The organism is Streptomyces sp. NPDC005761, assembly GCF_040630635.1.
Lineage (GTDB): Bacteria > Actinomycetota > Actinomycetes > Streptomycetales > Streptomycetaceae > Streptomyces.
In genome coordinates, this window is sequence record NZ_JBEXXX010000039.1 from 38,927 (window position 1) to 63,500 (window position 24,574).

Annotated in this window: 24 protein-coding genes; 14 read left to right on the forward strand and 10 right to left on the reverse strand. The window is 70.6% G+C overall.

What is annotated here, in order from left to right; all coding sequences use genetic code 11:
• Positions 1-221: 221 nt before the first annotated feature.
• Together ABZ434_RS28100 and ABZ434_RS28105 are read right to left on the reverse strand one after the other, a co-directional pair.
• Entirely contained in the window at positions 222-791 is a 570-nt protein-coding gene (locus tag ABZ434_RS28100) for a hypothetical protein (RefSeq protein ID WP_359142438.1), read from the reverse strand.
• A 260-nt stretch (positions 792-1,051) separates the two neighbouring features.
• Positions 1,052-2,653 (reverse strand): glycoside hydrolase family 20 protein, encoded by a 1,602-nt coding sequence (locus ABZ434_RS28105; RefSeq protein WP_359142440.1) that lies wholly within the window; start codon positions 2,651-2,653, stop codon positions 1,052-1,054.
• A 345-nt stretch (positions 2,654-2,998) separates the two neighbouring features.
• On the opposite strand from ABZ434_RS28105, the gene ABZ434_RS28110 reads away from it, so the two are divergent.
• From ABZ434_RS28110 to ABZ434_RS28130, 5 genes are all read left to right on the forward strand, one after another.
• Positions 2,999-3,508: a 2-oxo-4-hydroxy-4-carboxy-5-ureidoimidazoline decarboxylase gene (locus ABZ434_RS28110; RefSeq protein WP_359142442.1), complete on the forward strand. Its 510-nt coding sequence runs from the start codon at positions 2,999-3,001 to the stop codon at positions 3,506-3,508.
• Positions 3,509-3,750: 242 nt separating this feature from the next.
• Positions 3,751-4,131, forward strand: a complete 381-nt coding sequence (gene sdhC / locus ABZ434_RS28115) for a succinate dehydrogenase, cytochrome b556 subunit (protein ID WP_026249405.1) — start codon at positions 3,751-3,753, stop codon at positions 4,129-4,131.
• Between the two features lie 5 nt (positions 4,132-4,136).
• Entirely contained in the window at positions 4,137-4,619 is a 483-nt protein-coding gene (locus ABZ434_RS28120) for a succinate dehydrogenase hydrophobic membrane anchor subunit (RefSeq protein ID WP_359142444.1), read from the forward strand.
• A gap of 30 nt (positions 4,620-4,649) precedes the next feature.
• Positions 4,650-6,404: a succinate dehydrogenase flavoprotein subunit gene (gene sdhA / locus ABZ434_RS28125; RefSeq protein ID WP_359142446.1), complete on the forward strand. Its 1,755-nt coding sequence runs from the start codon at positions 4,650-4,652 to the stop codon at positions 6,402-6,404.
• Positions 6,404-7,180: a succinate dehydrogenase iron-sulfur subunit gene (locus tag ABZ434_RS28130; protein WP_356315482.1), complete on the forward strand. Its 777-nt coding sequence runs from the start codon at positions 6,404-6,406 to the stop codon at positions 7,178-7,180. The genes sdhA and ABZ434_RS28130 overlap by 1 nt, the downstream gene beginning before the upstream one ends.
• Before the next feature lie 79 nt (positions 7,181-7,259).
• On the opposite strand, the gene ABZ434_RS28135 is transcribed toward ABZ434_RS28130, so the two are convergent.
• Positions 7,260-7,769 (reverse strand): MarR family transcriptional regulator, encoded by a 510-nt coding sequence (locus ABZ434_RS28135; RefSeq protein WP_359142449.1) that lies wholly within the window; start codon positions 7,767-7,769, stop codon positions 7,260-7,262.
• Positions 7,770-7,856: 87 nt separating this feature from the next.
• Here ABZ434_RS28135 and ABZ434_RS28140 point away from each other — a divergent pair, with 87 nt between their 5' ends.
• The 4 genes from ABZ434_RS28140 to ABZ434_RS28155 all read left to right on the forward strand — a co-directional run bounded on the left by ABZ434_RS28140 (position 7,857) and on the right by ABZ434_RS28155 (position 10,784).
• The gene (locus ABZ434_RS28140) at positions 7,857-9,092 is read left to right on the forward strand and encodes an MFS transporter (RefSeq protein ID WP_359142451.1); all 1,236 of its coding nucleotides are present in this window, start codon (positions 7,857-7,859) and stop codon (positions 9,090-9,092) included.
• A 67-nt stretch (positions 9,093-9,159) separates the two neighbouring features.
• Positions 9,160-9,585 carry a hypothetical protein gene (locus tag ABZ434_RS28145; protein ID WP_359142453.1) on the forward strand — a complete coding sequence of 142 codons (426 nt, stop codon included), beginning with the start codon at positions 9,160-9,162 and terminating at the stop codon, positions 9,583-9,585.
• A 9-nt stretch (positions 9,586-9,594) separates the two neighbouring features.
• Complete coding sequence (locus tag ABZ434_RS28150) at positions 9,595-10,044, forward strand: DCC1-like thiol-disulfide oxidoreductase family protein (RefSeq protein WP_359142455.1); 450 nt, start codon at positions 9,595-9,597, stop codon at positions 10,042-10,044.
• Between the two features lie 23 nt (positions 10,045-10,067).
• Positions 10,068-10,784, forward strand: a complete 717-nt coding sequence (locus ABZ434_RS28155; RefSeq protein ID WP_359142457.1) for a TetR family transcriptional regulator — start codon at positions 10,068-10,070, stop codon at positions 10,782-10,784.
• A 75-nt stretch (positions 10,785-10,859) separates the two neighbouring features.
• On the opposite strand, the gene ABZ434_RS28160 is transcribed toward ABZ434_RS28155, so the two are convergent.
• From ABZ434_RS28160 to ABZ434_RS28170, 3 genes are all read right to left on the reverse strand, one after another.
• Complete coding sequence (locus ABZ434_RS28160; protein ID WP_359142503.1) at positions 10,860-12,413, reverse strand: ABC transporter substrate-binding protein; 1,554 nt, start codon at positions 12,411-12,413, stop codon at positions 10,860-10,862.
• A 220-nt stretch (positions 12,414-12,633) separates the two neighbouring features.
• Positions 12,634-13,905 (reverse strand): metallophosphoesterase, encoded by a 1,272-nt coding sequence (locus ABZ434_RS28165; RefSeq protein WP_359142460.1) that lies wholly within the window; start codon positions 13,903-13,905, stop codon positions 12,634-12,636.
• Between the two features lie 65 nt (positions 13,906-13,970).
• On the reverse strand, positions 13,971-14,216 hold the full coding sequence (locus tag ABZ434_RS28170; RefSeq protein WP_359142462.1) for a hypothetical protein: 246 nt from the start codon (positions 14,214-14,216) through the stop codon (positions 13,971-13,973).
• Between the two features lie 121 nt (positions 14,217-14,337).
• Here ABZ434_RS28170 and ABZ434_RS28175 point away from each other — a divergent pair, with 121 nt between their 5' ends.
• A complete protein-coding gene (locus tag ABZ434_RS28175) occupies positions 14,338-15,597 on the forward strand; it encodes a D-alanyl-D-alanine carboxypeptidase (RefSeq protein ID WP_359142464.1) in 1,260 nt (419 codons plus the stop codon).
• Here the strand turns inward: ABZ434_RS28175 and ABZ434_RS28180 are convergent.
• The gene (locus ABZ434_RS28180; protein WP_359142466.1) at positions 15,545-16,522 is read right to left on the reverse strand and encodes a YihY/virulence factor BrkB family protein; all 978 of its coding nucleotides are present in this window, start codon (positions 16,520-16,522) and stop codon (positions 15,545-15,547) included. The two genes, ABZ434_RS28175 and ABZ434_RS28180, sit on opposite strands and share 53 nt — an antisense overlap.
• Before the next feature lie 140 nt (positions 16,523-16,662).
• Between ABZ434_RS28180 and ABZ434_RS28185 the strand changes: the two genes are divergently transcribed.
• Entirely contained in the window at positions 16,663-18,024 is a 1,362-nt protein-coding gene (locus ABZ434_RS28185) for an FAD-binding oxidoreductase (protein ID WP_359142468.1), read from the forward strand.
• Positions 18,025-18,101: 77 nt separating this feature from the next.
• On the forward strand, positions 18,102-18,902 hold the full coding sequence (locus tag ABZ434_RS28190; protein ID WP_359142470.1) for a decaprenylphospho-beta-D-erythro-pentofuranosid-2-ulose 2-reductase: 801 nt from the start codon (positions 18,102-18,104) through the stop codon (positions 18,900-18,902).
• Between the two features lie 66 nt (positions 18,903-18,968).
• Here the strand turns inward: ABZ434_RS28190 and ABZ434_RS28195 are convergent, their stop codons facing one another.
• Positions 18,969-19,559: a 2'-5' RNA ligase family protein gene (locus ABZ434_RS28195; RefSeq protein ID WP_359142472.1), complete on the reverse strand. Its 591-nt coding sequence runs from the start codon at positions 19,557-19,559 to the stop codon at positions 18,969-18,971.
• 106 nt (positions 19,560-19,665) lie between these two features.
• Positions 19,666-20,679 (reverse strand): tryptophan--tRNA ligase, encoded by a 1,014-nt coding sequence (gene trpS / locus ABZ434_RS28200; RefSeq protein ID WP_359142474.1) that lies wholly within the window; start codon positions 20,677-20,679, stop codon positions 19,666-19,668.
• A 214-nt stretch (positions 20,680-20,893) separates the two neighbouring features.
• Here trpS and rocD point away from each other — a divergent pair, with 214 nt between their 5' ends.
• Complete coding sequence (rocD, locus tag ABZ434_RS28205; protein WP_359142476.1) at positions 20,894-22,099, forward strand: ornithine--oxo-acid transaminase; 1,206 nt, start codon at positions 20,894-20,896, stop codon at positions 22,097-22,099.
• 206 nt (positions 22,100-22,305) lie between these two features.
• Positions 22,306-23,163 (forward strand): hypothetical protein, encoded by an 858-nt coding sequence (locus ABZ434_RS28210; protein WP_359142505.1) that lies wholly within the window; start codon positions 22,306-22,308, stop codon positions 23,161-23,163.
• A gap of 4 nt (positions 23,164-23,167) precedes the next feature.
• Here ABZ434_RS28210 and ABZ434_RS28215 read toward each other — a convergent pair whose 3' ends face one another.
• Complete coding sequence (locus ABZ434_RS28215; RefSeq protein WP_359142478.1) at positions 23,168-24,571, reverse strand: PLP-dependent aminotransferase family protein; 1,404 nt, start codon at positions 24,569-24,571, stop codon at positions 23,168-23,170.
• Positions 24,572-24,574 lie beyond the last annotated feature (3 nt).

Here is a 24,574-nt window from a genome sequence, read left to right on the forward strand (position 1 = left end):
TGTACAACCCGCAACATTCTTCGGACACCGCGCGGTGTGACAGAAAACGCAGTCGCGGCGCTGAGATGAGTACGGGGTCGTCCTGCGGCCCCGCGGAAGACGACCGGGGCCTCTCCTGTGGGGGGTGGCGGCCCCGGTCGTCCTCTTTACCTCTCCGGTGCCGTAGGCCCACGGGGCCCGGAATTCCCCGGAAGCCGACCCCCCGCAGGCCCGGCACCGGGTCAGCCGCGCACCCGGGCCCGTCGTGAGACCGCGGCGCGCAGGACCCGCTGGCCCTCGGTCGAGACGTCGAGCACCTGGCGCAGCCCGGCTCCCGTGGGGGCGCCGTCCCCGATCTCCGCCAGCATCTCCAGGATGCGGACCTGCCGGGCGGCCTCCCCGGACAGCAGCGGGCCCGCCCCCGCCGGATCGCCGGTGCGGCAGCGGCCCACCAGCTCGGTGGCGTCGGCGCGGGCGGCGTCGTGCCCGCGGTGGATGTCGAGGGCCAGCACCGAGCAGGCGTCCGCCCACGCGCGCAGCCCCTCGCCCGCGCGGTCCGCGGGTGCCTCGCCGAGGAGTTTCCCGATCCGCACGACGCTCTCCGGCGGATCCGGCAGGGCGTCCAGCGCCGCGCGGGCCTCCGCCAGCCGGCCCGGCCAGTCCTGCGGGTCCGCGCAGCCGGCCCAGAGCGGTCGCAGCGGATCCGGATCGGCCCCCTCGGCGGGCTGGGGCAGGCACCGGTCGAGGCAGGCGGTCGCGCTCGCGGCGAGCCCTCGGGCGTCAGCGGCAGCGATCAGTTCGAGCAGGCTCATCGGCGTCTCCCGTCGGCCTCCCCGTATCCGGACGGACGGGGACGCAGCGCATCGTCTTATCGCGTTCAGCGCCGAATGGCCGAAAATCGTCACTGCCTCCGTCTGATTACCGCCCTTCGCTCTGGATCCGGAAGCCGCCTCTCGGCAGAGCAGCACCATCCGCCAGGCATGCGGCAGCCCGCACGGAGCGCGCGTCCCACCCCGGCTCGCGCGGCAAGCGGTACGTGGCCCCCCTGCCGCGCCGGCCACGGTCCGGGCGCTCAGCCCTGGTCGATCTCCTTCGCCAGGGCCTTGAAACCGTCCCAGCTGAGTTCCGGTTTGCCCGGGTCCCACAGCTTCTGGGAGGTCGCCCGCAGCGGCATCCGGATGCCCTCGGCCACCTGTGCGGCGGTCTGGGCGTTCGGGAAGTCGCCCCAGACCGCGAACCGGCCACCGAGGATCTGGTCCGAGTACTGCTCCGGGACCGGGCTCGTGCCGCGCAGCACGAGAGGCGTCCACTGTTCGTAGATGCGCTTGCCCGTGGGGTAGACGAAGGCGTTGGGCTGGCCGAGCACGTAATAGAGGAACTCGTCGTTGAGGTTCAGCATCTTGAACCCCTCACGGAGGTACTGCTCCGGCGGCCGGGCGCCGTACTCCTTGCCCGTCCAGTACTCGATCTCGATGTCCTTGTCGGCCCGGACGGTGCTGTCGCGGAAGAGGCCGTCGTTCCACGCCTTGGGCTTCATGCCGTGCGGCCGGACCACCGCCGCCCGGTCGTTGAGCCAGCCGGTGGCGAGGTCCTCGATGCCGGCCTGGGCCCCGTACTTCTTCACGGCCGCGCGCTGGAGCTGCGGATACGAGGCAGCGGGATCCCGCACCGTGAGTGCCTGGTACTCGTCGGCGCCCAGATGCCAGTAGGCCCCGCCGAACAGCTCGGTGTACTCGCCGAGGAGTTCGTCGAGGAGTTTCGCCGCGCCCGGCTTCGAGATGTCGAGCGATCCCTTCGAGGGCACGCCCGAGACGTTGAGCAGCTGGAGGTCGGGGTGGGCTCTCAGGACCGCCCCGAGGTGGCCCGGGGAGTCGATCTCGGGGACGACCTCGATGTGCAGCCTGCGGGCCAGGGCGACGATGCGCCGCACCTCGGCCTTGGTCAGGTGCTCGGGCGACACCACCTCGGGGTGGGTGTCGGACTCGATACGGAAGGCCTGGTCGTCGGAGAAGTGCAGGCCCAGCTGGTTGAGCTTGAGGTCGGCCATGCCGCGCAGCCGGTCCTCGATCCAGCCGGCACTGTAGTGCTTGCGCGCGATGTCCAGGTTGAGACCGCGCTGAGGGCGGTCGGGGCGGTCGCGCACCTCGCCCTCGGGCATGGTGCCGTCGGCACGCACGGACTGCTTGAGGGTGCGGGTCCCGTAGAAGACCCCCGCCTCCGCCGGACCGCTGATCGTGACGCGTCCGTCGTGGGTCCGCAGGGTGTACGACTCGGGTCCGCCGCCGCCCTTGGGGTTCAGGGCCAGTTCCACGTCACCCGCACGGGCCGGGACCTCGCCCCGGTAGCGGATCCTCAGCTCACCGGCGAGCAGCCTTCCTTCGTCGGCGAGCTGCTTGTCGCCCTTTTCGATCACCACACCGCTGCTCTTCCCGGGCCGCCATCCGGGGCCGCGGGCCGGGGTGTGCTCCCGTACGGCGGGGATGGTGCGGGGCGTCCTCGAGAGCGGGTAGCTCCGGGTCGGGGACGGCTTGGGGGACGCGGACGGAGACGACGACGAGGGGGGCGTCCCGGAGCCGTTCCGGTGCTCGGTGCCGGAGCCGTCGCAGGCCGCGACGGTGACGGTCGCCGCGACCACCGCCGTCACGGCCATGAGGGCGCCGCGTGAGGGTGCCATCAGTCAGAAACCTCCGGTTTCAGGGGGAAAGAGAGCAGAAGAGAGAGGAAACAGGGTAAATGCGGTAGATAGCCGGGCATTCTCCTCGCTCATTCGTCCCTCAGACATCGAGAAACTCTCCCGTCCGGGTGAAATTCGCGCATCCGTCGGACGGCCGTTGCCCGGCGTCGCTAGCTTTGAGGCACATTCGTCTCTCCCTTCACCCTGCATCCACCTGGTCTCTCCTGTTCCTCCCCACTCCAGGTTCACAGATGCCGTTGATTCCAGGAGCCCACGCTGTCCAGGTCCAGCGAGTCCCACGCCGGCCTCCCCGCGCAGCCGCCCCCGTCCGCCCGGCGGACCACCGTGCCCCTGCAGACCTGCGCATCCGTACCCGGCCGCCCCGTTTCGGGCCTCCACGGCCTTCCCCGGTTCAACGCCGCGCCCGCCGCCGAGGCCGAGGCCGCGCTGCTGGAGTGTTACGGCAGCCGCCGCTGGGCCAAGCGGCTGGCCGACCACCGCCCCTACCCGGACCTAGGGGCGCTGCTCGCCGCCGCCGACGAGGCGGGCTACGACCTCTCCCCCTCCGACCGGGCCGAGGCGCTGGCCGTCGAGGTCTCCCCTGGGCTGCCCCCGGACGCGCCGGGCTCCGCCCATCTCGCGCTGGCCGCCGCGCACGCCGCGTACGAGAGCAGGTTCGGCCATGTCCTCGTGATCTGCCTGGACGGCTTGCGGCCCGCCGAGCGTGCCGACCAGTTGCTGGCCGGCATCCGGGCCCGGCTGGCGCACGACCCCGAACACGAGCGGGTGGTGACGGCCGACGAGATGCGGCGACTCGCCCGGGGCCGCATCATCGAGCTGGTATCGAGTCAGTAACGGCTTGGCGGCGGGCCCCAGTGGGGGGATTCCCTCTCACAGGCGGGCAAACAGGCCCGTCGGCGCCTGTCCATAGCCCGTCCGTGCCTGATTCATTGCCACTTTGATCACACCAGAGGCCCCCGCGCGATCGAACCGACAATCCGTCGCTACGATGGCCGGGGCCGGTGGACCGTACCCGGCCGGGTCAGACCGACAGTCAAGCCGGCCGACCCCAATCCCCGCTCCCGGAGGGTTCTTCCGTGCCGGCTGGAACGCTGTACCGCGGCCGGGAAGGCATGTGGTCCTGGGTGGCTCATCGAGTCACCGGTGTCCTCATTTTCTTCTTCCTGTTCGTACATGTCCTGGACACCGCTCTCGTCCGCGTCTCCCCCGAGGCATACGACGACGTCGTGTCCACGTACAAGACGCCGATCGTCGCGCTCCTCGAATACGGCCTGGTGGCCGCGATTCTCTTCCACGCGCTGAACGGTCTGCGCATCGTCGCCGTGGACTTCTGGGCCAAGGGCCCGCGCGTTCAGAAGCAGATGCTCTGGGCCGTGCTGGGCATCTGGATCGTGCTGATGGTCGGGGCCCTGTACCCCGTCCTCGGCCACGCCGTACGCGAAGTATTCGGGAGCTGAGGCCAATGTCCACCGAGACTTCCGCGATCGGCGACGTCGAGGGTGTCAGCCCTGTGAGCCGATATGACGCCGACAACCCGGCGCCCGTGATCGAGCCGCCGCGCAAGCGGACCGGCAAGACCCCCAAGGGCTCGCGCACCAACTTCGAGATGTACGCCTGGCTCTTCATGCGCCTGTCGGGCATCGTGCTGGTCGTCCTCGTCATCGGCCACCTGCTGATCCAGCTGGTGCTGGACGGCGGCGTCTCCAAGATCGGCTTCGCCTTCGTGGCGGGCCGCTGGGCCTCGCCGTTCTGGCAGATGTGGGACCTGGCGATGCTGTGGCTGGCCATGCTGCACGGCGCCAACGGTCTCCGTACGGTCATCAACGACTACGCCGAACGGGACAACACCCGCTTCTGGCTGAAGATGCTGCTGTACACCGCCACGGTGTTCACCGTCCTGCTGGGCACGCTGGTGATCTTCACCTTCGACCCGAACATCCGCTAGGCGCCGGGCCCGAAGGACCAGAGGTAAACCATGCAGATCCACAAGTACGACACCGTCATCGTCGGCGCCGGCGGCGCCGGCATGCGCGCGGCCATCGAGTCGACCAAGCGCAGCCGCACCGCCGTGCTGACCAAGCTCTACCCCACCCGCTCCCACACGGGCGCGGCGCAGGGCGGCATGGCCGCCGCGCTCGCCAACGTGGAGGAGGACAACTGGGAGTGGCACACCTTCGACACGATCAAGGGCGGCGACTACCTGGTCGACCAGGACGCCGCCGAGATCCTGGCGAAGGAGGCCATCGACTCCGTTCTCGACCTGGAGAAGATGGGCCTGCCGTTCAACCGCACGCCCGAGGGCAAGATCGACCAGCGCCGTTTCGGCGGCCACAGCCGTAACCACGGCGAGGCCCCGGTCCGCCGGTCCTGCTACGCCTCGGACCGCACCGGCCACATGATCCTCCAGACGCTCTATCAGAACTGCGTCAAGGAGGGTGTGGAGTTCTTCAACGAGTTCTACGTCCTGGACCTCCTGCTCCAGGACGTCGACGGCGTCAAGAAGTCCGCCGGCGTCGTCGCGTACGAGCTGGCGACCGGCGAGATCCACGTCTTCCAGGCGAAGTCGATCATCTTCGCCTCCGGCGGCACCGGCAAGTTCTTCAAGGTGACGTCGAACGCGCACACCCTGACCGGTGACGGCCAGGCCGCCGCGTACCGCCGCGGTCTGCCGCTGGAGGACATGGAGTTCTTCCAGTTCCACCCGACGGGCATCTGGCGCATGGGCATCCTGCTGACGGAGGGCGCCCGCGGTGAGGGCGGCATCCTCCGCAACAAGGACGGCGAGCGCTTCATGGAGAAGTACGCGCCCGTCATGAAGGACCTCGCGTCCCGTGACGTCGTGTCCCGCTCCATCTACACGGAGATCCGTGAGGGCCGCGGCTGCGGTCCCGAGGGCGACCACGTCTACCTCGACCTCACGCACCTCCCGCCGGAGCAGCTGGACGCCAAGCTCCCGGACATCACGGAGTTCGCGCGTACGTACCTCGGCATCGAGCCCTACACGGACCCGATCCCGATCCAGCCGACCGCGCACTACGCCATGGGCGGCATCCCGACCAACGTCGAGGGCGAGGTGCTGGCCGACAACACCACCGTCGTCCCGGGCCTGTACGCCGCCGGCGAGGTCGCCTGCGTCTCCGTGCACGGCGCCAACCGCCTCGGCACCAACTCGCTGCTCGACATCAACGTCTTCGGACGCCGGTCGGGCATCGCCGCCGCCGAGTACTCCGCGAAGAACGACTTCGTCGAGCTTCCCGAGAACCCGGCGCAGCTGGTCGTCGACCAGGTCGAGCGGCTGCGCAACTCCACGGGCACCGAGCGCGTCTCGGCGATCCGCCTGGAGCTGCAGGAGTGCATGGACGCCAACGTGATGGTGTTCCGCACCGAGCAGACGATCAAGACCGCGGTGGACAAGATCGCGGAGCTGCGCAAGCGCTACCTCAACGTGTCCATCCAGGACAAGGGCAAGCGGTTCAACACGGACCTGCTGGAGGCCGTCGAGCTGGGCAACCTGCTCGACCTCGCCGAGGTCATGGCGACTTCGGCGCTGGCGCGCAAGGAGTCCCGCGGCGGTCACTACCGCGAGGACTACCCGAACCGCGACGACGTCAACTTCATGCGCCACACCATGGCGTACCGCGAGGTCGCCGACGACGGCACCGAGTCGATCCGGCTGGACTACAAGCCGGTCGTCCAGACCCGCTACCAGCCGATGGAGCGTAAGTACTGATGGCTACCCCCACCTTGGAAAAGGCCGACAAGGCGCCCGAGCCCGAGGCCGGTTTCGCCGACTCGCCGTACATCACGGCGACCTTCCGGATCCGCCGGTTCAACCCGGAGGTCTCCGACGAGGCGCAGTGGCAGGACTTCCAGATCGAGATCGACCCGAAGGAGCGTGTACTCGACGCCCTTCACAAGATCAAGTGGGAGACCGACGGCACGCTGACGTTCCGCCGCTCGTGCGCGCACGGCATCTGCGGTTCCGACGCCATGCGGATCAACGGCAAGAACAGGCTCGCCTGCAAGACGCTGATCAAGGACCTGAACCCGGAGAAGCCGATCACGGTCGAGGCCATCAAGGGCCTCACGGTCCTCAAGGACCTCGTGGTCGACATGGACCCGTTCTTCCAGGCCTACCGCGACGTCATGCCCTTCCTCATCACCAAGGGGAACGAGCCGACCCGCGAGCGTCTGCAGTCCGCCGAGGACCGCGAGCGTTTCGACGACACCACCAAGTGCATCCTGTGCGCCGCGTGCACGTCCTCGTGCCCGGTGTTCTGGAACGACGGCCAGTACTTCGGCCCGGCGGCGATCGTCAACGCGCACCGCTTCATCTTCGACTCGCGCGACGAGGGCGGCGAGCAGCGCCTGGAGATCCTCAACGACCGTGACGGCGTGTGGCGTTGCCGCACCACGTTCAACTGCACGGACGCCTGCCCGCGTGGCATCGAGGTCACGAAGGCGATCCAGGAGGTCAAGCGCGCGCTGATCACGCGTCGCTTCTGATCCCCGAGCACATCAGAGGCCCCGTCCTTCGCAGTGACACTGCGGGAGGCGGGGCCTCTTGCCTTGCCCGGTCGCGGGCTCAGTCCCAGTCCGCGCCGCCCCTGTGCTCGGCGACGACCATGATGCGCCGCAGCATGTCGTTGAGCAGGGCGCGTTCGTCCTTGGCGAGGACGCCCAGCAGGCGGTCCTCCTCGTTGCCGAGGAACTTCATCGCACCGGTCCAGGTCGAGCGGCCGTCGTCGGTCAGCTCCACGTCGACGCGGCGCCGGTCGGTGACGGAGGGCGTGCGGCGGACGAACCCACGGCGCTCCAGCGCGTCCAGCCGGCCGGTGACGGAGGCGGGGGCGAGGTCGAGGTCGGCGGCGAGCTCGGAGGGGGCGGCCTTGCCGCCGCGGCCGGCCAGCTTGTGCAGGGTGTCGAACTCCTGACGGTCCAGGTCGAAGTCGACCAGGGACTGCTCACGCACCCGGCGCAGATGGACGGAGAGCTTCTTCATCCGGGTCACCGCGCCCTCGACATCGGGGTCGAGCTCCGGGAGGACCGGCTTCCACCGCTCCACGTGGCCGTCGGTCCAGTCGTGTTGCTGCATGGGCCACAGCCTACGCCGGGCCCTTACATGTTTCGGAAGCTTATATTTCGTTGACGAATAGTTCGGTGGCGAAATAGATTTCCGCCCATGCCTCACCCCTTACACACCCGGTCCTTCCGTCTGCTCTTCGTCGGGCGCGGCCTCTCACTCCTCGGTGACGCCGCGATTCCCGCCGCCCTCACCCTCGCCGTCTACCTCGCCACCGGCTCGACCGGCGCCCTCGCCCTGGTGCTCGCCTGCGCGATGGTGCCCAAGCTGCTCCTGCTCCCCCTCGGCGGCGTGGTCGGTGACCGCTTCAACGCCCGTACGGTCGCGCTGACCACCGATCTCGTACGGTGCGTCACCCAGCTCTTCGTCGGCGCCGAACTGCTCTCCGGAACGCCGGCGCTGTGGCAGATCGCCCTGGCCGAGGCACTCGGCGGCGCCGCCGGCGCCTTCTCGATGCCGACCGTCTCACCACTGATCCGCGGCACCGTGGCCGAGTCGGAACTACTGCGCGCCAACGCCCTCATGTCGGTGGTCAGCAGCGCGACGCGGATCGGCGGCCCGGCCGTCGCCGGGGCCCTGGTGTTCACCGCGGGGCCCGGCTGGGCCTTCGTCCTGGACGGCGCGAGCTTCGCGGTGAGCGCAGCGCTGCTCGCCGCGATCGAGGTACGGCACGTCCCCATCCCGAAGCGTTCGCTGCTCAGTGACCTCAAGGAGGGCTGGGGTGAGGTCCGGGGCCGCGACTGGTACTGGACGAGCCTGATCGCCCACGCCGTCTGGAACGGGGCCGCCGCCGTCCTGATGACGGTGGGCCCGGCCCTCTTCCTCCACGACCTGGGCGGCAAGGGCGTCTGGGTCCTCTTCCTCCAGACCGGCGCCGTGGGACTGCTCATCGGCTCGCTGGTGGCCGGCCGGGCCAGGCCGCGCCGCCCGGTCCTGACCGCCAATCTGGGTCTCGCCCTCTACGCGCTGCCGCTCTGCCTGCTGGCCGCGCACGCCCCCGTCGCCGTGTCCGTCGTCGCGTACGGGATCGCCCTGGCCGGTCTCGGCTTCCTCAACCCGGTCTGGGAGACCGCCGTCCAGTCCGCCGTCCCCGCGCACGCGCTCGCCCGGGTGACCTCGTACGACTGGCTGCTCTCGCTCGGCGCGATGCCCCTGGGGTACGCCCTGGCTCCGCTCGCCGCCTCCGCGTGGGGCGCCGAAGTCCCGCTCGCCGCCGCCGGATTGCTGGTGGGCGGAGCCTGCCTGGCCACCGCGGCCGTGCCGGGCGTACGTCACTTCAAGTCCCCCGCCGCGCCCGCCGAGACGGTGACGCGGGCCACCGAGGCTTCGGCTTGAACATGTTCAAAGGGAGGTCTACAGTCCATGACAACAGCATTTGAACGCGTTCAAGGGAGGGTGGGGCATGGACCTCACTGTTGTCGCGTACGTCATCTATCTGCTCATCAGCGTGGCGCTCACCATCTGGGTCGCCCGCACGCTGAGCCGCAACGGCAAGGTGTTCCTCGCCGATGTGCTGCACGGGAACGAGAAGCTCGCCGATGCGGTCAACCACCTGCTGGTGGTGGGCTTCTACCTGGTCAACCTGGGCTTCGTGACGCTCTACCTGAAGAACTCCGACGGAGTCGCCGACGCCCGTGAGCTCTTCGAGGCCCTGTCGGTCAAGGTCGGCGTCGTCCTGCTCGTCCTCGGGGTCATGCACCTCGGCAACGTCTACGTACTCAACAAGATCCGTCGCCGGGGCATGATGGAGCGCGAGCAGACGCCGCCCGTCGCTCCGCAGGGCTGGGCCGGTCCGGGCCCGTGGGCCGCGCCCGCCCCCAGGGCGTGAGGGCCGGCCATGACGCCCCGGACCGGTGGAGGGCGGTGGTCCGTCGAACGCCTCACCGTGCTCTACGACGCGCAGTGCTCGCTCTGCGTCCATCTGCGCCAGTGGCTGATGAACCAGCGTCAGCTGATCCCGCTCGATCTCGTTCCGGCGGACTCGGCCGAGGCGCACCGCCGCTTCCCCGGCCTCGACCACGCCGGGACCTTGGAGGAGATCACGGTCATCGGTGACCGGGGGCAGATCTACCGCTCCACCTCCGCGTGGATCGTCTGCCTCTGGGCGCTGGCCGACCACCGGCCGAAGGCCCACTGGCTGACCACCCCGGCCGGTCGCCCGTTCGCCCGGGCGACCGTCCTCGCGGCCGCCAAGTACCGTTCGCTGACGGCCGGGCCGTGCCGCGCGGACGGGGGCGGCGGCGAGGACGGCACCTGCCGGGCCCCGGGCCCCGGCCCGGCGACGTAGCCGGTCCGGATACCCTCGGGACCGTGGTGAAGGAAGAGAAGGCCGTGAAGGAAGACAAGGCTCCCAAGAGCGAGCAGACCCGCACACTCATCCTCGAAACCGCGCTCCGGCTCTTCCAGGAACGCGGGTACGACAAGACGACGATGCGGGCCATCGCCCAGGAGGCCGGCGTCTCCGTGGGGAACGCGTACTACTACTTCTCGTCCAAGGAACACCTGGTCCAGGGCTTCTACGACCGGATCGCCGCCGAGCACGAGGTGGCGGTGCAGTCGGTGCTGGCCGGCGACAAGGACCTCGCGGTACGCATCCGCGGGGTCCTGCTCGGCTGGCTCGACGTGGCGGAGCCGTACCACCGCTTCGCCGCCCAGTTCTTCAAGAACGCCGCCGACCCCGAAAGCCCGCTCAGCCCGTTCTCGCGCGACTCGGTCTCCGCGCGGGAGGCGGCGATCTCCATCCACGAGCGCTGCCTGGCGGGCTCCGGCACCAAGGTCGACCCCGAACTTGCCGGCCTGCTGCCCCAGCTCATGTGGCTGAACCAGATGGGACTGGTGCTGTACTGGGTCTACGACCGTACGGACGACGCCGAACGCAGCCGCCGCCTCGTCGAGCGCACCGCCCCGATCGTCGCACGGGCCATCGCCCTGTCGCGGTTCCGGGTGCTGAGGCCGCTGGTGCGCCAGGTGTACGAGGTGCTGGAGGAGTTCCTGCCCGCAGTGGCGGGCCGTGCGCCGGCCAAGTAGCGCGGGAAACAGCCGAGCGGCCGTCCCGGGATCCTCTCCCGGGACGGCCGCTCGGCGTTGCGCTGTGACGCCGGATCAGATCCAGCCCAGTTCCCACAGCCGCCAGATGCCGGTGCCGTCGGAGAGGTACTGCGATCCGGAGACGTCGGGCTTGGCGACGACGTAGTCCTTCTTCTGCCACAGCGGCACGAGCGGCACGTCCTTGCCGACCAGCTTCTGCAGTTCCTTGAAGTCGGCCGAGGTGCGGCTGCGGTCGCTGTACTCCAGCGTGGAGCTGATCAGCTGGTCCATCTTCTTGCTGGTGTAGCCGTTGTGAAGGCTGCTCTCGCGGCCGACGAGCGGCTGGCTGAAGGTGTCGGGGTCCGGGTAGTCGGGAAGCCAGCCGACGGTGTACATGTCGTACTTACCGGCGGCGTAACCCTTCTGGAAGGCCTGCCACTCGACGGCCTTCACCGTGACCTTGAAGAGCCCGTCCGCCTCCAGCTGGCGGCGGATCTCCGCCGTCTCCTTCGTGTACTCGTCGTCGTCGCGGTAGGCGAAGGTCACGGGGAGCGGCAGCTGTACGCCGGCTTCCTGCATCAGCTTCTTGGCCCGCTCGGCGTCCGGCGACGGGTACGCGTCGAAGAAGGGGGTGCTGTGCCCGATGTAGCCCTGCGGAATCAGCGAGTAGAGCGGTTCGACGGTGCCCTTGTAGACGTCGGTCACCAGCGGCGCGCGGTCGATGATCGCCGCGATGGCCTGGCGGACCTTCCGGTCGGCGAGCGGCGAGCCGTCGCGGACGTTGAAGACCAGGTTGCGGATCTCGGCGCTGTCGGCCTCCGTCACGTGCTGGTCGATGGCGCCCGGGTCCAGCGCGGCGAGCGTGGACGACGGGAGCTGACGGTGCGTGACATCCACCTGGCCGGACTTCCAGGCCGCCAGCAGATCGTCCGACTGCTTGTAGTAGCGCACGGTGACCGGTCCGCCGGTGCTCTTCAGCGCACCGTTGTACTTCGTGTTCGGGACGAGTTCGGCGGTGACGCCCGCCTCGTACGACTTCAGGACGTACGGCCCCGAACCGGTCACATGGCCGTCGTTGCGCAGCTTGTGCTCGGCGTAGGCGTCCCGCTCGACGATCGAACCCGCTCCGGTGGCGAGCTTCTGCGGGAAGGTCGCGTCACGCGAGGAGAGGTTGAAGGTGATCGTCCGGCCTTCGGCCACCACGTTCTTCAGGCTGGGGAAGAGGACCGAGGGACCGACGTCCGTCTTGATCTCCATCATCCGGTCGAAGGAGTACTTGACGTCCTCCGCGGTGATCTCCTTGCCGTCGGAGAAGGTCAGGTCGTCACGGAGCTTGCACTGGTACGTCTGCAGCTTCGCGCCGATGAACCCACAGCTTTCCGCCGCGTCGGGCTCGGGAACGATGGCCCCGGACTTGAACGTCATGAGCGACTGGTAGACGTTGCTGTACATCGCCCACGAACCCGCGTCGTACGCACCCGCCGGGTCGAGCGAGGTCACCTCGTCGGTCGTGCCGACCGTGACCGGATCACTGTTCCCCTCGTCCGAGGGAAGCAACTGCCAGGCGCCGACGCCTGCGATGACCAAAACCGCGAGAATCGCGAGAATCCGTAGCCGGATCGACCGCATTGCCGTGCTCTCCCTTACCAGCCCCACCTCGGTGTCGCGCTCAGATACGCAGATCACCGCACGTTCGCGCTCAGCCAATCACACGATTTTCACATCTGGAAGAGGAAATCAGAGGCTCATAGCCTTTTGTTCGTTAGTTGAAACCTTGGGCGGATACGCCGGATACAGAGGGTTCACGACCAGTCACCCGATTGCCTGACCGGGCGGCACTCGGCGGTGACTACGCCTGGCGGGACGCGAGCTGGACGACCGTGATGTCGGAGGGGGCACCCACCCGCACGGGCGGACCCCAGGCCCCCGCGCCGCGCGTGACGTACAGCTGGGTGTCGCCGTAACGCTCGAGCCCCGCGACCGTGGGATTGGACAGTTCCGCGATGTGGTTGCCCGGCCAGAGCTGGCCGCCGTGGGTGTGGCCGGAGAGCTGGAGGTCCACGCCGTGCTCGACGGCCTCGTCGATGACGACGGGCTGGTGGGCCATCAGGACGGCGGCGCGGGTACGGTCCCGGTCGCCGAGCGCCCGGCCGAAATCCGGCCCCTGTCCTTCGCTCTCGCCCGCGATGTCATTGACCCCGGCGAGATCGAATCCGTCGATCTCGACCCGGGCGTTCTCCAGCGGATGCAGGCCCAATTCCCGTACGTGATCGACCCATTCGGCGGCCCCCGAGTAGTACTCGTGATTGCCGGTCACGAAGAACGCGCCGTGCCGCGACCGGAGCCCGGCGAGCGGTTCGGCGGCCGGCCCCAGGTCCTCGACCGATCCGTCGACCAGGTCCCCGACGACCGCGATCAGGTCGGGCTGGGTCCGGTTGACGGCGTCGACGATCCGCCGGGTGTGGGCCCGGCCCAGGATCGGGCCCAGGTGGATGTCGCTGACGACGGCGATCCGGAAGCCGTGGGCGGACCGGGGCAGCCTGGCCAGGGGGACGGTGACGCGCTTGACGCGCGGGCCGCGCAGCACCCCGTAGGCGCCGTAGCCGGTGGTGCCGAACCCGGCGACGGCAGCGGCGCCCCCGACGGCCCGCGCGACGAAGAGGCGGCGCGAGGGGGTGGGGGCGGCGGCGGGGGGCTCGGTGGCCGGCGGGGCTGCGGTCGTGACGGCGGAGCCGTGTGCGGCGGTGACCGGTTCGGCGGGAACGGTCCCGGCCGCCGCTGCCGTCGCGTCCCCGGCCCGGCGGGCGAGCAGTCGGCGCAGCAGGGGGCGTACCAGTTCCCCGGCCAGCAGGGCGAGTGTCAGATAGAGCAGGGCGGCCAGCCACAGGTAGCCGGGCCAGGCCAGCACCTGCTGGAGCCGGAAGGGCGCGCCCGAGCGCCCGGAGACCAGGGCGCCGACGCTCAGCAGGGGCAGGAGGTACGCCGCCACGGTGCCGGCCCTGCGCGGCAGACTGCCCGCTGTCGTCGTGTCACCGACCAGGCGGCGCCACACGTAGCGGTGCACGACGGCCAGCAGCGCGAGCACCGCGGCCGCCAGCAGAGCGAAACCCAGGACCGCCATGTGCACTCCCCCGCCTTGTTCGTCCCCATGTGCACCAGATCCGGACCAGGCCGGAAGTCGACGTGTTACGCGTCCTTGCTGCGCAGGGCCCTGACGCCACGGAACCCGATCACGCCGACTGCCGTCCCCAGGAGAAAGGACGTGATGGCGAGCAGCAGATGCACCCAGAAGTAGGCGGTCGGGTCACCCGCGTCGTCGAAGGCGAGACCGCTGCCGTCCTTCCACAAGTTTTTAGCGAAAGTGACCCAGATGAACCAGCTCCACACCCCGAAGGCGAGCAGGAACCAGGAGACGGGGCGGCTGAGCTTCATGGAACCAGTATCTCCGTCACACTCCGGCAGCCTCGCCCGGGGTGGGCTGTCCCGGCGGTACGCACGGCGGGTCACACCTCCGGTATCCATATTCAGATCAACTGCATGTACGTTTTCGACCGTGTCAGCTCTCAAGAAGGCCGCACTGTCGGTCACCTCTGCCGCTTTGCTGTCCGTTTTTCTCGCCAGTCCCGCATCGGCGGTCAGCCAGGACACCACGGACGGCGAGCCGAAGCCGCCCGTCGGTATGTCGCAGGTCGGCGGTGCCCAGCTCGGTCTGAGCGGGACCCAGGTCAATCTCGGCGCCGGCGCCCCGGTCCTGCCGAAGGATCTGACCGGCAGGTCCTGGATCGTCTCCGACGCGGAGACCGGCGATGTGCTCGCCTCGCACAATCCGCACTGGCGGCTGCCGCCGGCCTCCACGCTGAAGATGCTCTTCGCCGACACCGTGATGCAGGCGCCTGCGCTCCAGCCGAAGACCCGTGAGTACACGGTGCAGGACGCGGACCTGGCCGATCTCGGCGAGGGCAGCAGCCTGGTCGGGGTCAAGGAGGACCTCAGCTACACGGTGCACGACCTGTGGCTCGGCGTCTTCCTGCGTTCGGGCAACGACGCGGTGCACGTACTGGCCTCGATGTACGGGGGCGTCCCCAAGACCGTCACCGACATGCAGGCGCACGCGGAGGAGCTCCAGGCCCTGGACACCACCGTCGTGTCGCCCGACGGGTACGACGCCCCCAGCCAGGTCTCCAGCGCGTACGACCTCACGCTGTTCGCCCGCAGCGGGCTGCAGAAGGCGGACTTCCGCGAATACTGCGCGACCGCGACGGCGCAGTTCCCCGGCAAGCAGGAGAAGGGCAAGGAGCGCGAGAGCTTCGGCATCCAGAACACCAACCGGCTGCTCACCGGGGCCGACGGCGTGACCGCGTACAAGGGCATCGCGGGCGTCAAGAACGGCTACACGACGCACGCCGGGAACACCTTCACCGGCGTCGCCGAGCGCAACGGCAAGGTGCTGCTCGTCACCGTCATGAACCCGTCGTCCGACGCGACGCACGCCGTCTACAAGGAAGCGGCGAGCCTGCTCGACTGGGGCTTCGCGGCCAGCGGCAAGGTCACCCCGGTCGGCGAACTCGTCCCGCCGAAGTCCGCCGGGACGGGCACGACGGGCAAGGGAGCTCAAGCCGACAAGCCTGCCTCGAACAAGGGCGGGGACGGCCCCGGGACCACGAAGACCACCGCGGCCGCCGAGGGCTCCAGCGGGGTCGGGATCGCCCTGGGGATCGCCGGCGGGGTGCTGGTGCTGGTCGCCGGGGCGGCGCTCCTGGTCAACCGGCGCTGGCCGCTGCCGGACCTGGTGCGCCGCCTTCCCCGCCGCTGAGGGTGCTGCCGCCGGTCTCCTTCCCGGAGGCGGACGGGGAATCATCTTCCGCGTCCGCCTCCGGCCCGGTTTCGCCCTTGCTCCGCGTGGCCGTCCAGGCGGCGCAGAACAGCAGGAGCTTCGCGGTGAAGTTGATCCACAGCAGCAGCGCGATCGGGACGCCGAAGGCGCCGTACATGCTCTTCGAGGCGACGCTCCTCATATAGCTGCCGAGCAGCAGCTTGAGGAGTTCGAAGCCGACCGCGCCGATGAGCCCGGCGACCACGAGCCGGCGCCGCGGCGGCTCGACACCGGGCAGCAGGGTCAGCAGGTAGAGCAGCAGCAGGAAGTCGGCGACCACCGCCACCAGCAGGGCCGCGACCCGCAGCAGCACGCCGCCCGCGCCGTCCGGCGGAATGTTGAGCAGATCGGCGACCCAGCCCACCGCCACGGAGCCGACCGAGGAGATCGCGAGCGTCACCAGGGCCGCGCCGCCCAGCCCGAACAGCACCCCGGCGTCCTTGAGTTTGCGCAGGACGGGGTTGCCCTGGTCCAGGTCGTCCCTCCCCCAGACGGCGCGCAGACAGTCCCGCATCGAGCCGATCCAGCCGATGCCGGTGAAGAGCAGCAGCGCACCGGCCACCAGCCCGACCGTCCCCGCATGCGCCACCAGGTTGTCGATGCCGAGCTGGTCGGAGATGCCGGGCACCTGGTCGGCGAGCTTGTCCTCGATCTTGTCGAGCTGCTTGTCGGAGAGCAACGCCGCACCGATCGCCGCGGCCACCGCGATGAGCGGGAAGAGCGCGAGGAAGCTGATGAACGTGATCGCTGCGGCGAGCCTCGCCCAGTGGACCCGTTCCAGCGTCTCGTAGCTGCGCCAGGCATGCGTCTCCATCAGCCGGGAGACGATCGGCCCGATGACGGGGAGTTTTTTCAGCCAGTCCATGACGTACGACTACCCTCCCCGGCGCCGAAAACCGGGGTCCCGTCTGGCGCGGAGGAGATGACACCCCCTCAATCACCCATTTCGGTGAGTGTTGTAACAAATCCCTCAAAGGTGTTTTCTCGGGCGATACGGTCACCCTCATGTCTGTCGACACCGTGTCCCTGACCGGCTGGGGCCGCACCGCCCCGACGGCCGCGCTGCGCTTCCACCCCCGTAGTCACGAGGAGGCGGTCGCCGCGGTGCGCGGCTGCGGGCCGCGCGGCTCGATCGCCCGAGGCCTGGGCCGGGCGCACGGCGACGCGGCGCAGAACGCCGGGGGTTCCGTCCTCGACATGACGGGGCTGGACCGGATCCGCACCATCGACGCCGGGGCCGGGGTCGTGGTGTGCGACGCGGGAGTGAGCCTGCACCGGCTGATGACGGTGCTGCTCCCGCTCGGCTGGTTCCTCCCCGTGACGCCCGGCAGCCGGTACATCACGGTGGGCGGGGCGATCGGCTCGGACGTCCACGGCCACAACCACCGCACGGCGGGCTCCTTCTCCCGCCACGTCGTCGAGTTCGAACTCCTCACCGCTGACGGCCGGGTCCGTACGGTCCACCCCGGTTCGGCGCTCTTCGACGCGACCACCGGCGGCCTGGGCCTGACGGGGGTGATCCTCTCGGCCACACTCCGGTTCCACCCCGTCACGACGTCCCTGATGTCCGTCGACACCGAACGAGCCCTCGATCTGGACGATTTGATGACGCGGCTCGCCGCCGGAAGCCGCCGCTACCGCTACGCGTCCGCCTGGGTCGACCTGACCGCCCGCGGCCGGTCGACGGGACGCGGCGTCCTGACCCGGGGGGAGCACGCGCCCCTCCACGTGCTCCCGGCGCACGCCCGGCGCACACCACTGGTCTTCCGCCCCGCCCCCCTGCCCCCCGTCCAGTCCATCGTGTCGGACCTGGCCCCCGGAGGGCTGTTCGGCCGGGCGTCCGCAGCCGCGTTCAACGAGCTCCGCTACCGCCGCGCACCCCGGTCCCGCACCGGTGAACTCCAGCGCATCGCCACGTTCTTCCACCCCCTGGACGCCGCGCCGCACACGGCCCGGATCCGCGGCCGGGGCGGCTTCGTGCACTACGAGTTCGCCGTCGGGGACAAGCGGGCGGACACGTTGCGCCGGATCGTCGGGAGGATCTCCCAGCGGCGCTGCCCGTCGTTCCTCGCCGTGCTCAAACGGTTCGGCCCGGCCGGTCCCGGCTGGCTGTCGTTCCCGGAGCCCGGCTGGAGCCTCGCTCTCGATCTGCCCGCGGCCCTGCCGGGACTGGGCGGCTTCCTCGACCGCCTGGACGAGGAGGTGGCGGCGGCGGGCGGCCGGGTCTGCCTGACGGCCGACTCCCGGCTGCGCCCCGACATGCTGGCAGCGATGTACCCCCGGCTGGGTGAATTCCGACAGCTCCGGGGCGAGTTGGACCCGGACGGGGCGTTCCGCTCGGACCTTTCGCGCCGGCTCTCCCTCTGACGGCACGACGGCCCGACCCGCCGCCGAGCCAGCCCCCTCGTCCGCCTTCCGCCCTTCCGCCTTTAAGGAGCGTTCCCGTGAAGGATGCCTTCGGTGCCCCGCAGTCCCTGCTCATCCTCGGCGGCACATCGGAGATCGGGCTGGCCACCGCACGCCGCCTGATCGCCCGCCGCACCCGCACGGTCTGGCTGGCCGGCCGGCCCTCCCCCGCCCTGGAGTCGGCCGCTGCCGAACTGCGCGGCCGGGGAGCCTACGTCCGTACCGTCGACTTCGACGCGCTGGACACCGAGTCCCACGAAACCGGTCTCGGCAAGATCTTCACCGAGGGGGACATCGACATGGTGCTCCTCGCCTTCGGTATCCCCGGCGACCAGGAGCGGGACGAGGAGGAACCGCTCGCGGCGGTCCGGGTCGCCCAGACGAACTACACGGGGGCCGTCTCCGCCGGCCTGGTGTGCGCCGGCGCACTCCAGGCGCAGGGGCATGGCTCCCTGGTGGTGCTCTCCTCGGTGGCGGGGGAGCGCGCCCGGCGTGCGGACTTCATCTACGGGTCGAGCAAGGCGGGCCTGGACGCGTTCGCGCAGGGCCTCGGGGACGCCCTGCACGGGACGGGGGTGCACGTGATGGTCGTACGCCCCGGCCTCGTCCGGCCCGGGACCGCACCGGCCGGGTCCGGGGCCGCGGCGGCCGGGGCGCCGCTCGCGATGATCCCCTTCACCCGCACCCCGCTCGTGACGACCCCGGACGCGGTCGCGGAAGCGATCGTGACAGGGCTGCGGCGGCGTTCGGAGACGGTGTGGGTGCCGGGGGCGCTGCGGGCGGTGATGTCGGCACTGCGGCACGTGCCGCGGCCGCTGTTCCGGCGCCTGCCGGTCTGAGGCCCGCCGCGAGCCGCCCGGTCTCCCGGGCCGCGGTGCGGGCGCCTCAGGTGTGGTGCGCGCGCCTCAGGTGTGGAGCGAGGCGGCGTCCACGGAGCTGCCGCTCTGCGCGGGCACGGCGGGGCTTCCGCCGCCCGCCCCGAACGGGAACTCGTTGATCTTGCGCCAGACGCTGTCCACGCCCTGCTCGTACAGCGCGAAGGAGCCGCAGGTCCAGGACGCCTCGTAGTCGGCGAGTTCCGCGTAGGCACGGTCCATCGCCGCTTCGGAGATGCCGTGCGCCACGGTCACGTGCGGGTGGTAGGGGAACTGGAGCTCGCGCACCAGCGGCCCGGAGGCGTCCCGGACCCGCTTCTGGAGCCAGGAGCAGGCCGAGGCGCCCTCGACGACCTGGACGAAGACGACCGGCGAGAGCGGGCGGAAGGTGCCCGTACCGGAGAGCCGCATCGGGAAGGGGCGGCCACCGGTCGCGATCGAGGCGAGGTGTGCCTCGATCGCGGGCAGGTCGGCCGCCCTCGCCTCGGTCGGCGGCATGAGGGTGACGTGGGTGGGAATGCCGTGTGCGGCAGGGTCCCCGAAGCTCGCGCGCCGCTCCTGGAGCAGGCTGCCGTATGGCTCCGGGACCGCGATCGAAACGCCGAGCGTTACGGTCCCCACGTCGTTCTCCTCAATCCTCGAGCATCTGTTTTCAGCCACCGCCGGCCGCATGCTTCACGCCGCCAGTGTGCCGCCTGTGGAGGTCCTGGCGCCAGGGTCCTTGGACTCAGTGCTTGGCTGACAGAAGGCCCATGCGGTCATAGGTCCGAGCCAGGGTCTCGGCGGCGACGGCCCGCGCCTTCTCCGCTCCCTTGGCCAGGATGGAGTCCAGCGTCTCGGTGTCGTCGAGATATTCCTGGGTGCGGGCGCGGAACGGTGTGACGAAGTCGACCATGACCTCGGCGAGGTCCGTCTTCAGCGCACCGTAGCCCTTGCCCTCGTACTTCTGCTCCAGGTCGGCGACGGACGTGTCGGTGAGGGTCGAGTAGATGGACAGCAGATTGCTGACACCCGGCTTCTCCACCGGGTCGAAGCGGATCACGGCGTCGGTGTCCGTGACGGCGCTCTTCACCTTCTTGGCGGTCGTCTTCGGGTCGTCGAGGAGGTTGATCAGACCCTTGGGGGTCGCCGCCGACTTGCTCATCTTGGCGGACGGGTCCTGCAGGTCGTAGATCTTCGCCGTCTCCTTGAGGATGTACGGGTCCGGCACGGTGAAGGTGTCCCCGTAGGTGCCGTTGAACCGCTCGGCGAGGTTGCGCGTCAGCTCCAGGTGCTGGCGCTGGTCCTCGCCCACCGGGACCTGGTCGGCCTGGTAGAGCAGGATGTCGGCGACCATCAGCAGCGGATAGGTGAAGAGCCCCACCGTGGTGCGGTCGCTGCCCTGCTTGGCCGACTTGTCCTTGAACTGCGTCATCCGCGACGCCTCACCGAATCCGGCCAGGCAGTTCATGACCCACCCGAGCTGGGCGTGCTCGGGGACGTGGCTCTGGACGAAGAGCGTGCAGCGCTCCGGGTCCACTCCGGCGGCGAGCAGCTGGGCGACGGCGAGCCTGGTGTTGGCGCGCAGCTCCGCGGGGTCCTGCGGGACGGTGATCGCGTGCAGGTCGACCACCATGTAGAAGGCGTCGTGAGAATCCTGCAGTGCAACCCACTGGCGGACCGCGCCGAGGTAGTTGCCGAGGTGGAACGAGCCTGCGGTGGGCTGGATTCCGGAGAGCACACGGGGACGTTCAGAGGCCATGGAAGTCATTGTCTCAGGTGCGGAAGGGATCTCGGGCAGCCGGTGCAAGAAACGCACGAGGACGTCCGAAGGGGTTCTGCCGAGGGTCGGAGGGCCCGCGCGGCAGGGGAAAACGCGGGCGCGCCGCGAACTGAAGGTTTCCTCGTGGGCGATCCGACCGACGATACAAAGTGGGCACACCCTCGGCCCCCGCCGCACGACGAACGGAGATCCCGTGTCGACCACGGAAACCGCCATCGCCTCCGCCGAGGCGCACAGCGCGCACAACTACCATCCGCTGCCCGTCGTCGTCGCGACGGCGGAGGGCGCCTGGATGACCGATGTCGAGGGCCGGCGCTACCTCGACATGCTCGCCGGCTATTCGGCACTCAATTTCGGCCACGGCAACCGCCGTCTGATCGATGCGGCCAAGGCCCAGCTGGAGCGGGTGACCCTCACCTCACGGGCCTTCCATCACGACCGGTTCGCCGATTTCTGTACGCAGCTCGCCGAGCTGTGCGGCATGGAGATGGTCCTGCCGATGAACACCGGGGCGGAGGCCGTGGAGACCGCGGTGAAGACCGCCCGCAAATGGGGCTACCGGGTCAAGGGTGTCCCGGACGGAATGGCGAAGATCATCGTCGCCGCCGACAACTTCCACGGCCGGACGACGACGGTCGTCAGCTTCTCCACGGACCACGAGGCCCGCGCGGACTTCGGCCCGTACACCCCGGGCTTCGAGATCGTGCCGTACGGGGACCTGACCGCGATGCGGGAGGCGATGACCGAGAACACCGTGGCGGTGCTGCTGGAGCCGATCCAGGGCGAGGCCGGGGTGCTGGTGCCGCCGCCCGGCTATCTCCCCGGGGTCCGGGAGCTGACCCGCGAGAGGAACGTGCTGTTCATCGCGGACGAGATCCAGTCGGGCCTCGGCCGGACCGGGAAGACCTTCGCCTGTGAGCACGAGGGTGTCGTGCCGGACATGTACGTGCTCGGCAAGGCGCTGGGCGGCGGTGTGGTGCCGGTGTCGGCGGTGGTCTCGTCCGCGGCGGTGCTGGGGATCTTCCGCCCCGGGGAGCACGGCTCCACGTTCGGCGGCAATCCACTGGCGAGCGCGGTCGCCCTGGAGGTCATCGCGATGCTGCGCACCGGCGAGTACCAGCAGCGCGCCGCGGAGCTGGGCGAGCACCTCCACCAGGAACTGGGTCTGCTGGTGGGCGGCGGCGCGGTGGAGGCGGTGCGGGGCCGAGGGCTGTGGGCGGGGGTCGACATCGACCCCGGCCACGGCACGGGCCGGGAGATCTCCGAGAACCTGATGGACCGGCGGGTGCTGGTGAAGGACACCCATGGCTCGACGATCCGGATCGCGCCACCGCTGGTGATCAGCAAGGAGGATCTGGACTGGGGCCTGGAGCAGCTGCGCGAGGTGCTGAGGGGCTGATCCGCCCCGGCGGACACGGACGGCCACGGGGCGGAGCGGGCCTCGTGGGTCCGTCGGCAGGGCCCCGCCCCGGCGGCCACGGGGGCCTGGGGAGCGGAGCCGGCCCGCGGGTCCGCCAGTAGAGCCGCGCCCCGACGGTCGCGGGCGGCCTCGGGGGCGGAGCGGGCTCGTGGGTCCGCCAGTAGAGTCCCCGTGTGCTTCTCGGGATGATCTGCGCGCTCGGTTCCGCGGTCTGCTTCGGCACGGCCTCCGTCCTTCAGGCCGTCGCCGCGCGGGCCGCCGCCGAGCCGGGGGCCGGGGCGGGGGTGGACCCGGCGCTGCTGCTGCGGGCCCTGCGCCAGTGGCGCTACGTGGCCGGGCTCGCGCTCGACGGCCTGGGCTTCGTCTTCCAGATCATCGCCCTGCGCTCCCTGCCCATCTACGCGGTGGGCGCCGCCCTGGCCGCGAGTCTCGCCGTGACCGCGGTCGTCGCCGCCCGGCTCCTCGGCGTGCGGCTGAGCGCCACCGAGTGGACGGCCGTCGCCGTGGTCTGCGCGGGCCTCGGCATGCTGGGGCTCGCCTCCGGCGAGGAAGGGCAGTCGGCCGGATCGGACGCGCTGCGCTGGTCGATGCTCGGCATCGCCGTCGGCATCCTGCTGATCGGCACGGCGGCGGGCCGGCTGCCCGAGCGGGCACGGGCCCTCGTCCTGGGACTCGGCGCCGGCTGCGGTTTCGGAGTGGTGGAGGTCTCGGTCCGGCTGATCGACGACGTGGCGCCGTCCGCGCTCCTCGGTAATCCGGCCGTCTACGCGCTGCTGGTGGGCGGCGGTTCGGCGTTCCTGCTGCTCACCTCCGCGCTGCAGCGTGGTTCGGTGACGACGGCGACGGCCGGGATGGTCCTGGGCGAGACGATCGGGCCCGCTCTGGTGGGGGTCGTCTGGCTCGGGGACCGTACGCGTGACGGGCTCGGCTGGCTGGCCGTCACCGGCTTCGCGGTGGCGGTGGCGGGAGCGCTGGCCCTGGCCCGGTTCGGCGAGGCCCCGGCGGACACCTCGCGAACCGCCGTCCCGGGCACGCCGGCCTGATGTCTCACGGCAGGATCCGGCACAGGGCGTCCAGTGCCCCCGCCCAGGCGCTGTCGGTCGGTGTTCCGTACCCGATGACCAGCGCCTCTCGCCGTACCTCCGCGTCCGGGTGCCGGAAGAAGGACAGCCCCTCCACCGCCAGGCCCTGCCAGGCCGCCGCCCGGATCGCCGCGGCCTCGCCGCCCTCCGGGAGTTCGAGCACGGCGTGCAGCCCGGCGGCGATCCCGCTGACGCGGATGGAGGGGGCCCGCTCCGCCAGGGCCGCCACCAGCTGGTCACGGCGGTTGCGGTAGCGCAGCCGCATGGAGCGCACATGCCGGTCGTACGCGCCGGAGGCGATGAACTCCGCCAGGATCAGCTGGTCCAGCGCGCTCGACGCCCAGTCGCTCCAGCCCTTGGCCGCGGTCACCTCGCCCACCAGTGACCGCGGTACCACCATCCACCCCAGCCGCAGCCCCGGCGCCAGGGACTTGCTGGCCGTCCCCAGGTAGACGACGCGTTCGGGGTCCAGGCCCTGGAGCGCGCCGACCGGCTGGCGGTCGTAACGGAACTCCCCGTCGTAGTCGTCCTCCAGGATCAGTCCGCCGGTGCTGCGTGCCCAGTCGACCGCCGCGGCCCGCCGGTCGGGGTGGAGCGGTACCCCGGTCGGGAACTGGTGGGCGGGTGTAAGGAGCACCGCACCCGCGCCTCGCATGCCGTGCAGTTCGCCGGTGCGGGAGCCGAGTCCGTCCAGCGGCAGGCACGGGATGCGCAGCCCCGCGTCGGTCAGCAGGCCCGTGTGCAGGTCCAGTCCGTACGACTCGACGGCCACCTCGCGCACACGGCGCTCCCGCAGCACCTTGCCCATCATCTGGAGGCCGTGGACGAAGCCGGCGCAGATCACGATGCGTTCGGGGTCCGCGTAGACCCCGCGGGCCCGTGCCAGGTAGTCGGCGAGCACGGTGCGCAGCTCGATGCGCCCGCGCGGGTCGCCGTAGCCGAAGGCGTCGTTGGGTGCGTGGGTGAGCGCGCGCCGGGCCGCCTTCAGCCATTCGGCGCGCGGGAACGTCGCGAGGTCGGGCGAGCCGGGCATCAGGCTGTAGGCCGGGCTGGTGCGGGGCGGCCGGGTGCGCGGCGCCCTGGTGGCGGACGGGCGTGGCTCGGACCGCTGCGCCACCCGGGTGCCGGAGCCCTGCCGCGCGGTGAGCCACCCCTCGGCGACCAGCTCCGCGTAGGCGTCGGCGACGGTGTTGCGGGCGATGCCGAGGTCGGCGGCGAGGGTCCTGGACGAGGGCAGCCGGGTGCCGGGCGCCAGCCGGCCGGTGCGGGCCGCCTCCCGCAGGGCGTCCATGAGGCCGGCGCGCAGCCCGGTGGACCCGGACGGGTCGATGTGGAGGTCGGCGCCGAAAGTGGCCCAGGGATCCGTCATGGA

Bases quoted from the DNA above. Each gene is read 5' to 3' on its own strand.
- ABZ434_RS28100 (WP_359142438.1), bottom strand. From the start codon at position 791: ATGAGCCTGCTCGAACTGATCGCTGCCGCTGACGCCCGAGGGCTCGCC.
- ABZ434_RS28105 (WP_359142440.1), bottom strand. From the start codon at position 2,653: ATGGCACCCTCACGCGGCGCCCTCATGGCCGTGACGGCGGTGGTCGCG.
- ABZ434_RS28120 (WP_359142444.1), top strand. From the start codon at position 4,137: ATGTCCACCGAGACTTCCGCGATCGGCGACGTCGAGGGTGTCAGCCCT.
- sdhA (WP_359142446.1), top strand. From the start codon at position 4,650: ATGCAGATCCACAAGTACGACACCGTCATCGTCGGCGCCGGCGGCGCC.
- ABZ434_RS28130 (WP_356315482.1), top strand. From the start codon at position 6,404: ATGGCTACCCCCACCTTGGAAAAGGCCGACAAGGCGCCCGAGCCCGAG.
- ABZ434_RS28135 (WP_359142449.1), bottom strand. From the start codon at position 7,769: ATGCAGCAACACGACTGGACCGACGGCCACGTGGAGCGGTGGAAGCCG.
- ABZ434_RS28140 (WP_359142451.1), top strand. From the start codon at position 7,857: ATGCCTCACCCCTTACACACCCGGTCCTTCCGTCTGCTCTTCGTCGGG.
- ABZ434_RS28145 (WP_359142453.1), top strand. From the start codon at position 9,160: ATGGACCTCACTGTTGTCGCGTACGTCATCTATCTGCTCATCAGCGTG.
- ABZ434_RS28150 (WP_359142455.1), top strand. From the start codon at position 9,595: ATGACGCCCCGGACCGGTGGAGGGCGGTGGTCCGTCGAACGCCTCACC.
- ABZ434_RS28160 (WP_359142503.1), bottom strand. From the start codon at position 12,413: ATGCGGTCGATCCGGCTACGGATTCTCGCGATTCTCGCGGTTTTGGTC.
- ABZ434_RS28165 (WP_359142460.1), bottom strand. From the start codon at position 13,905: ATGGCGGTCCTGGGTTTCGCTCTGCTGGCGGCCGCGGTGCTCGCGCTG.
- ABZ434_RS28170 (WP_359142462.1), bottom strand. From the start codon at position 14,216: ATGAAGCTCAGCCGCCCCGTCTCCTGGTTCCTGCTCGCCTTCGGGGTG.
- ABZ434_RS28180 (WP_359142466.1), bottom strand. From the start codon at position 16,522: ATGGACTGGCTGAAAAAACTCCCCGTCATCGGGCCGATCGTCTCCCGG.
- ABZ434_RS28185 (WP_359142468.1), top strand. From the start codon at position 16,663: ATGTCTGTCGACACCGTGTCCCTGACCGGCTGGGGCCGCACCGCCCCG.
- trpS (WP_359142474.1), bottom strand. From the start codon at position 20,679: ATGGCCTCTGAACGTCCCCGTGTGCTCTCCGGAATCCAGCCCACCGCA.
- ABZ434_RS28210 (WP_359142505.1), top strand. From the start codon at position 22,306: ATGATCTGCGCGCTCGGTTCCGCGGTCTGCTTCGGCACGGCCTCCGTC.
- ABZ434_RS28215 (WP_359142478.1), bottom strand. From the start codon at position 24,571: ATGACGGATCCCTGGGCCACTTTCGGCGCCGACCTCCACATCGACCCG.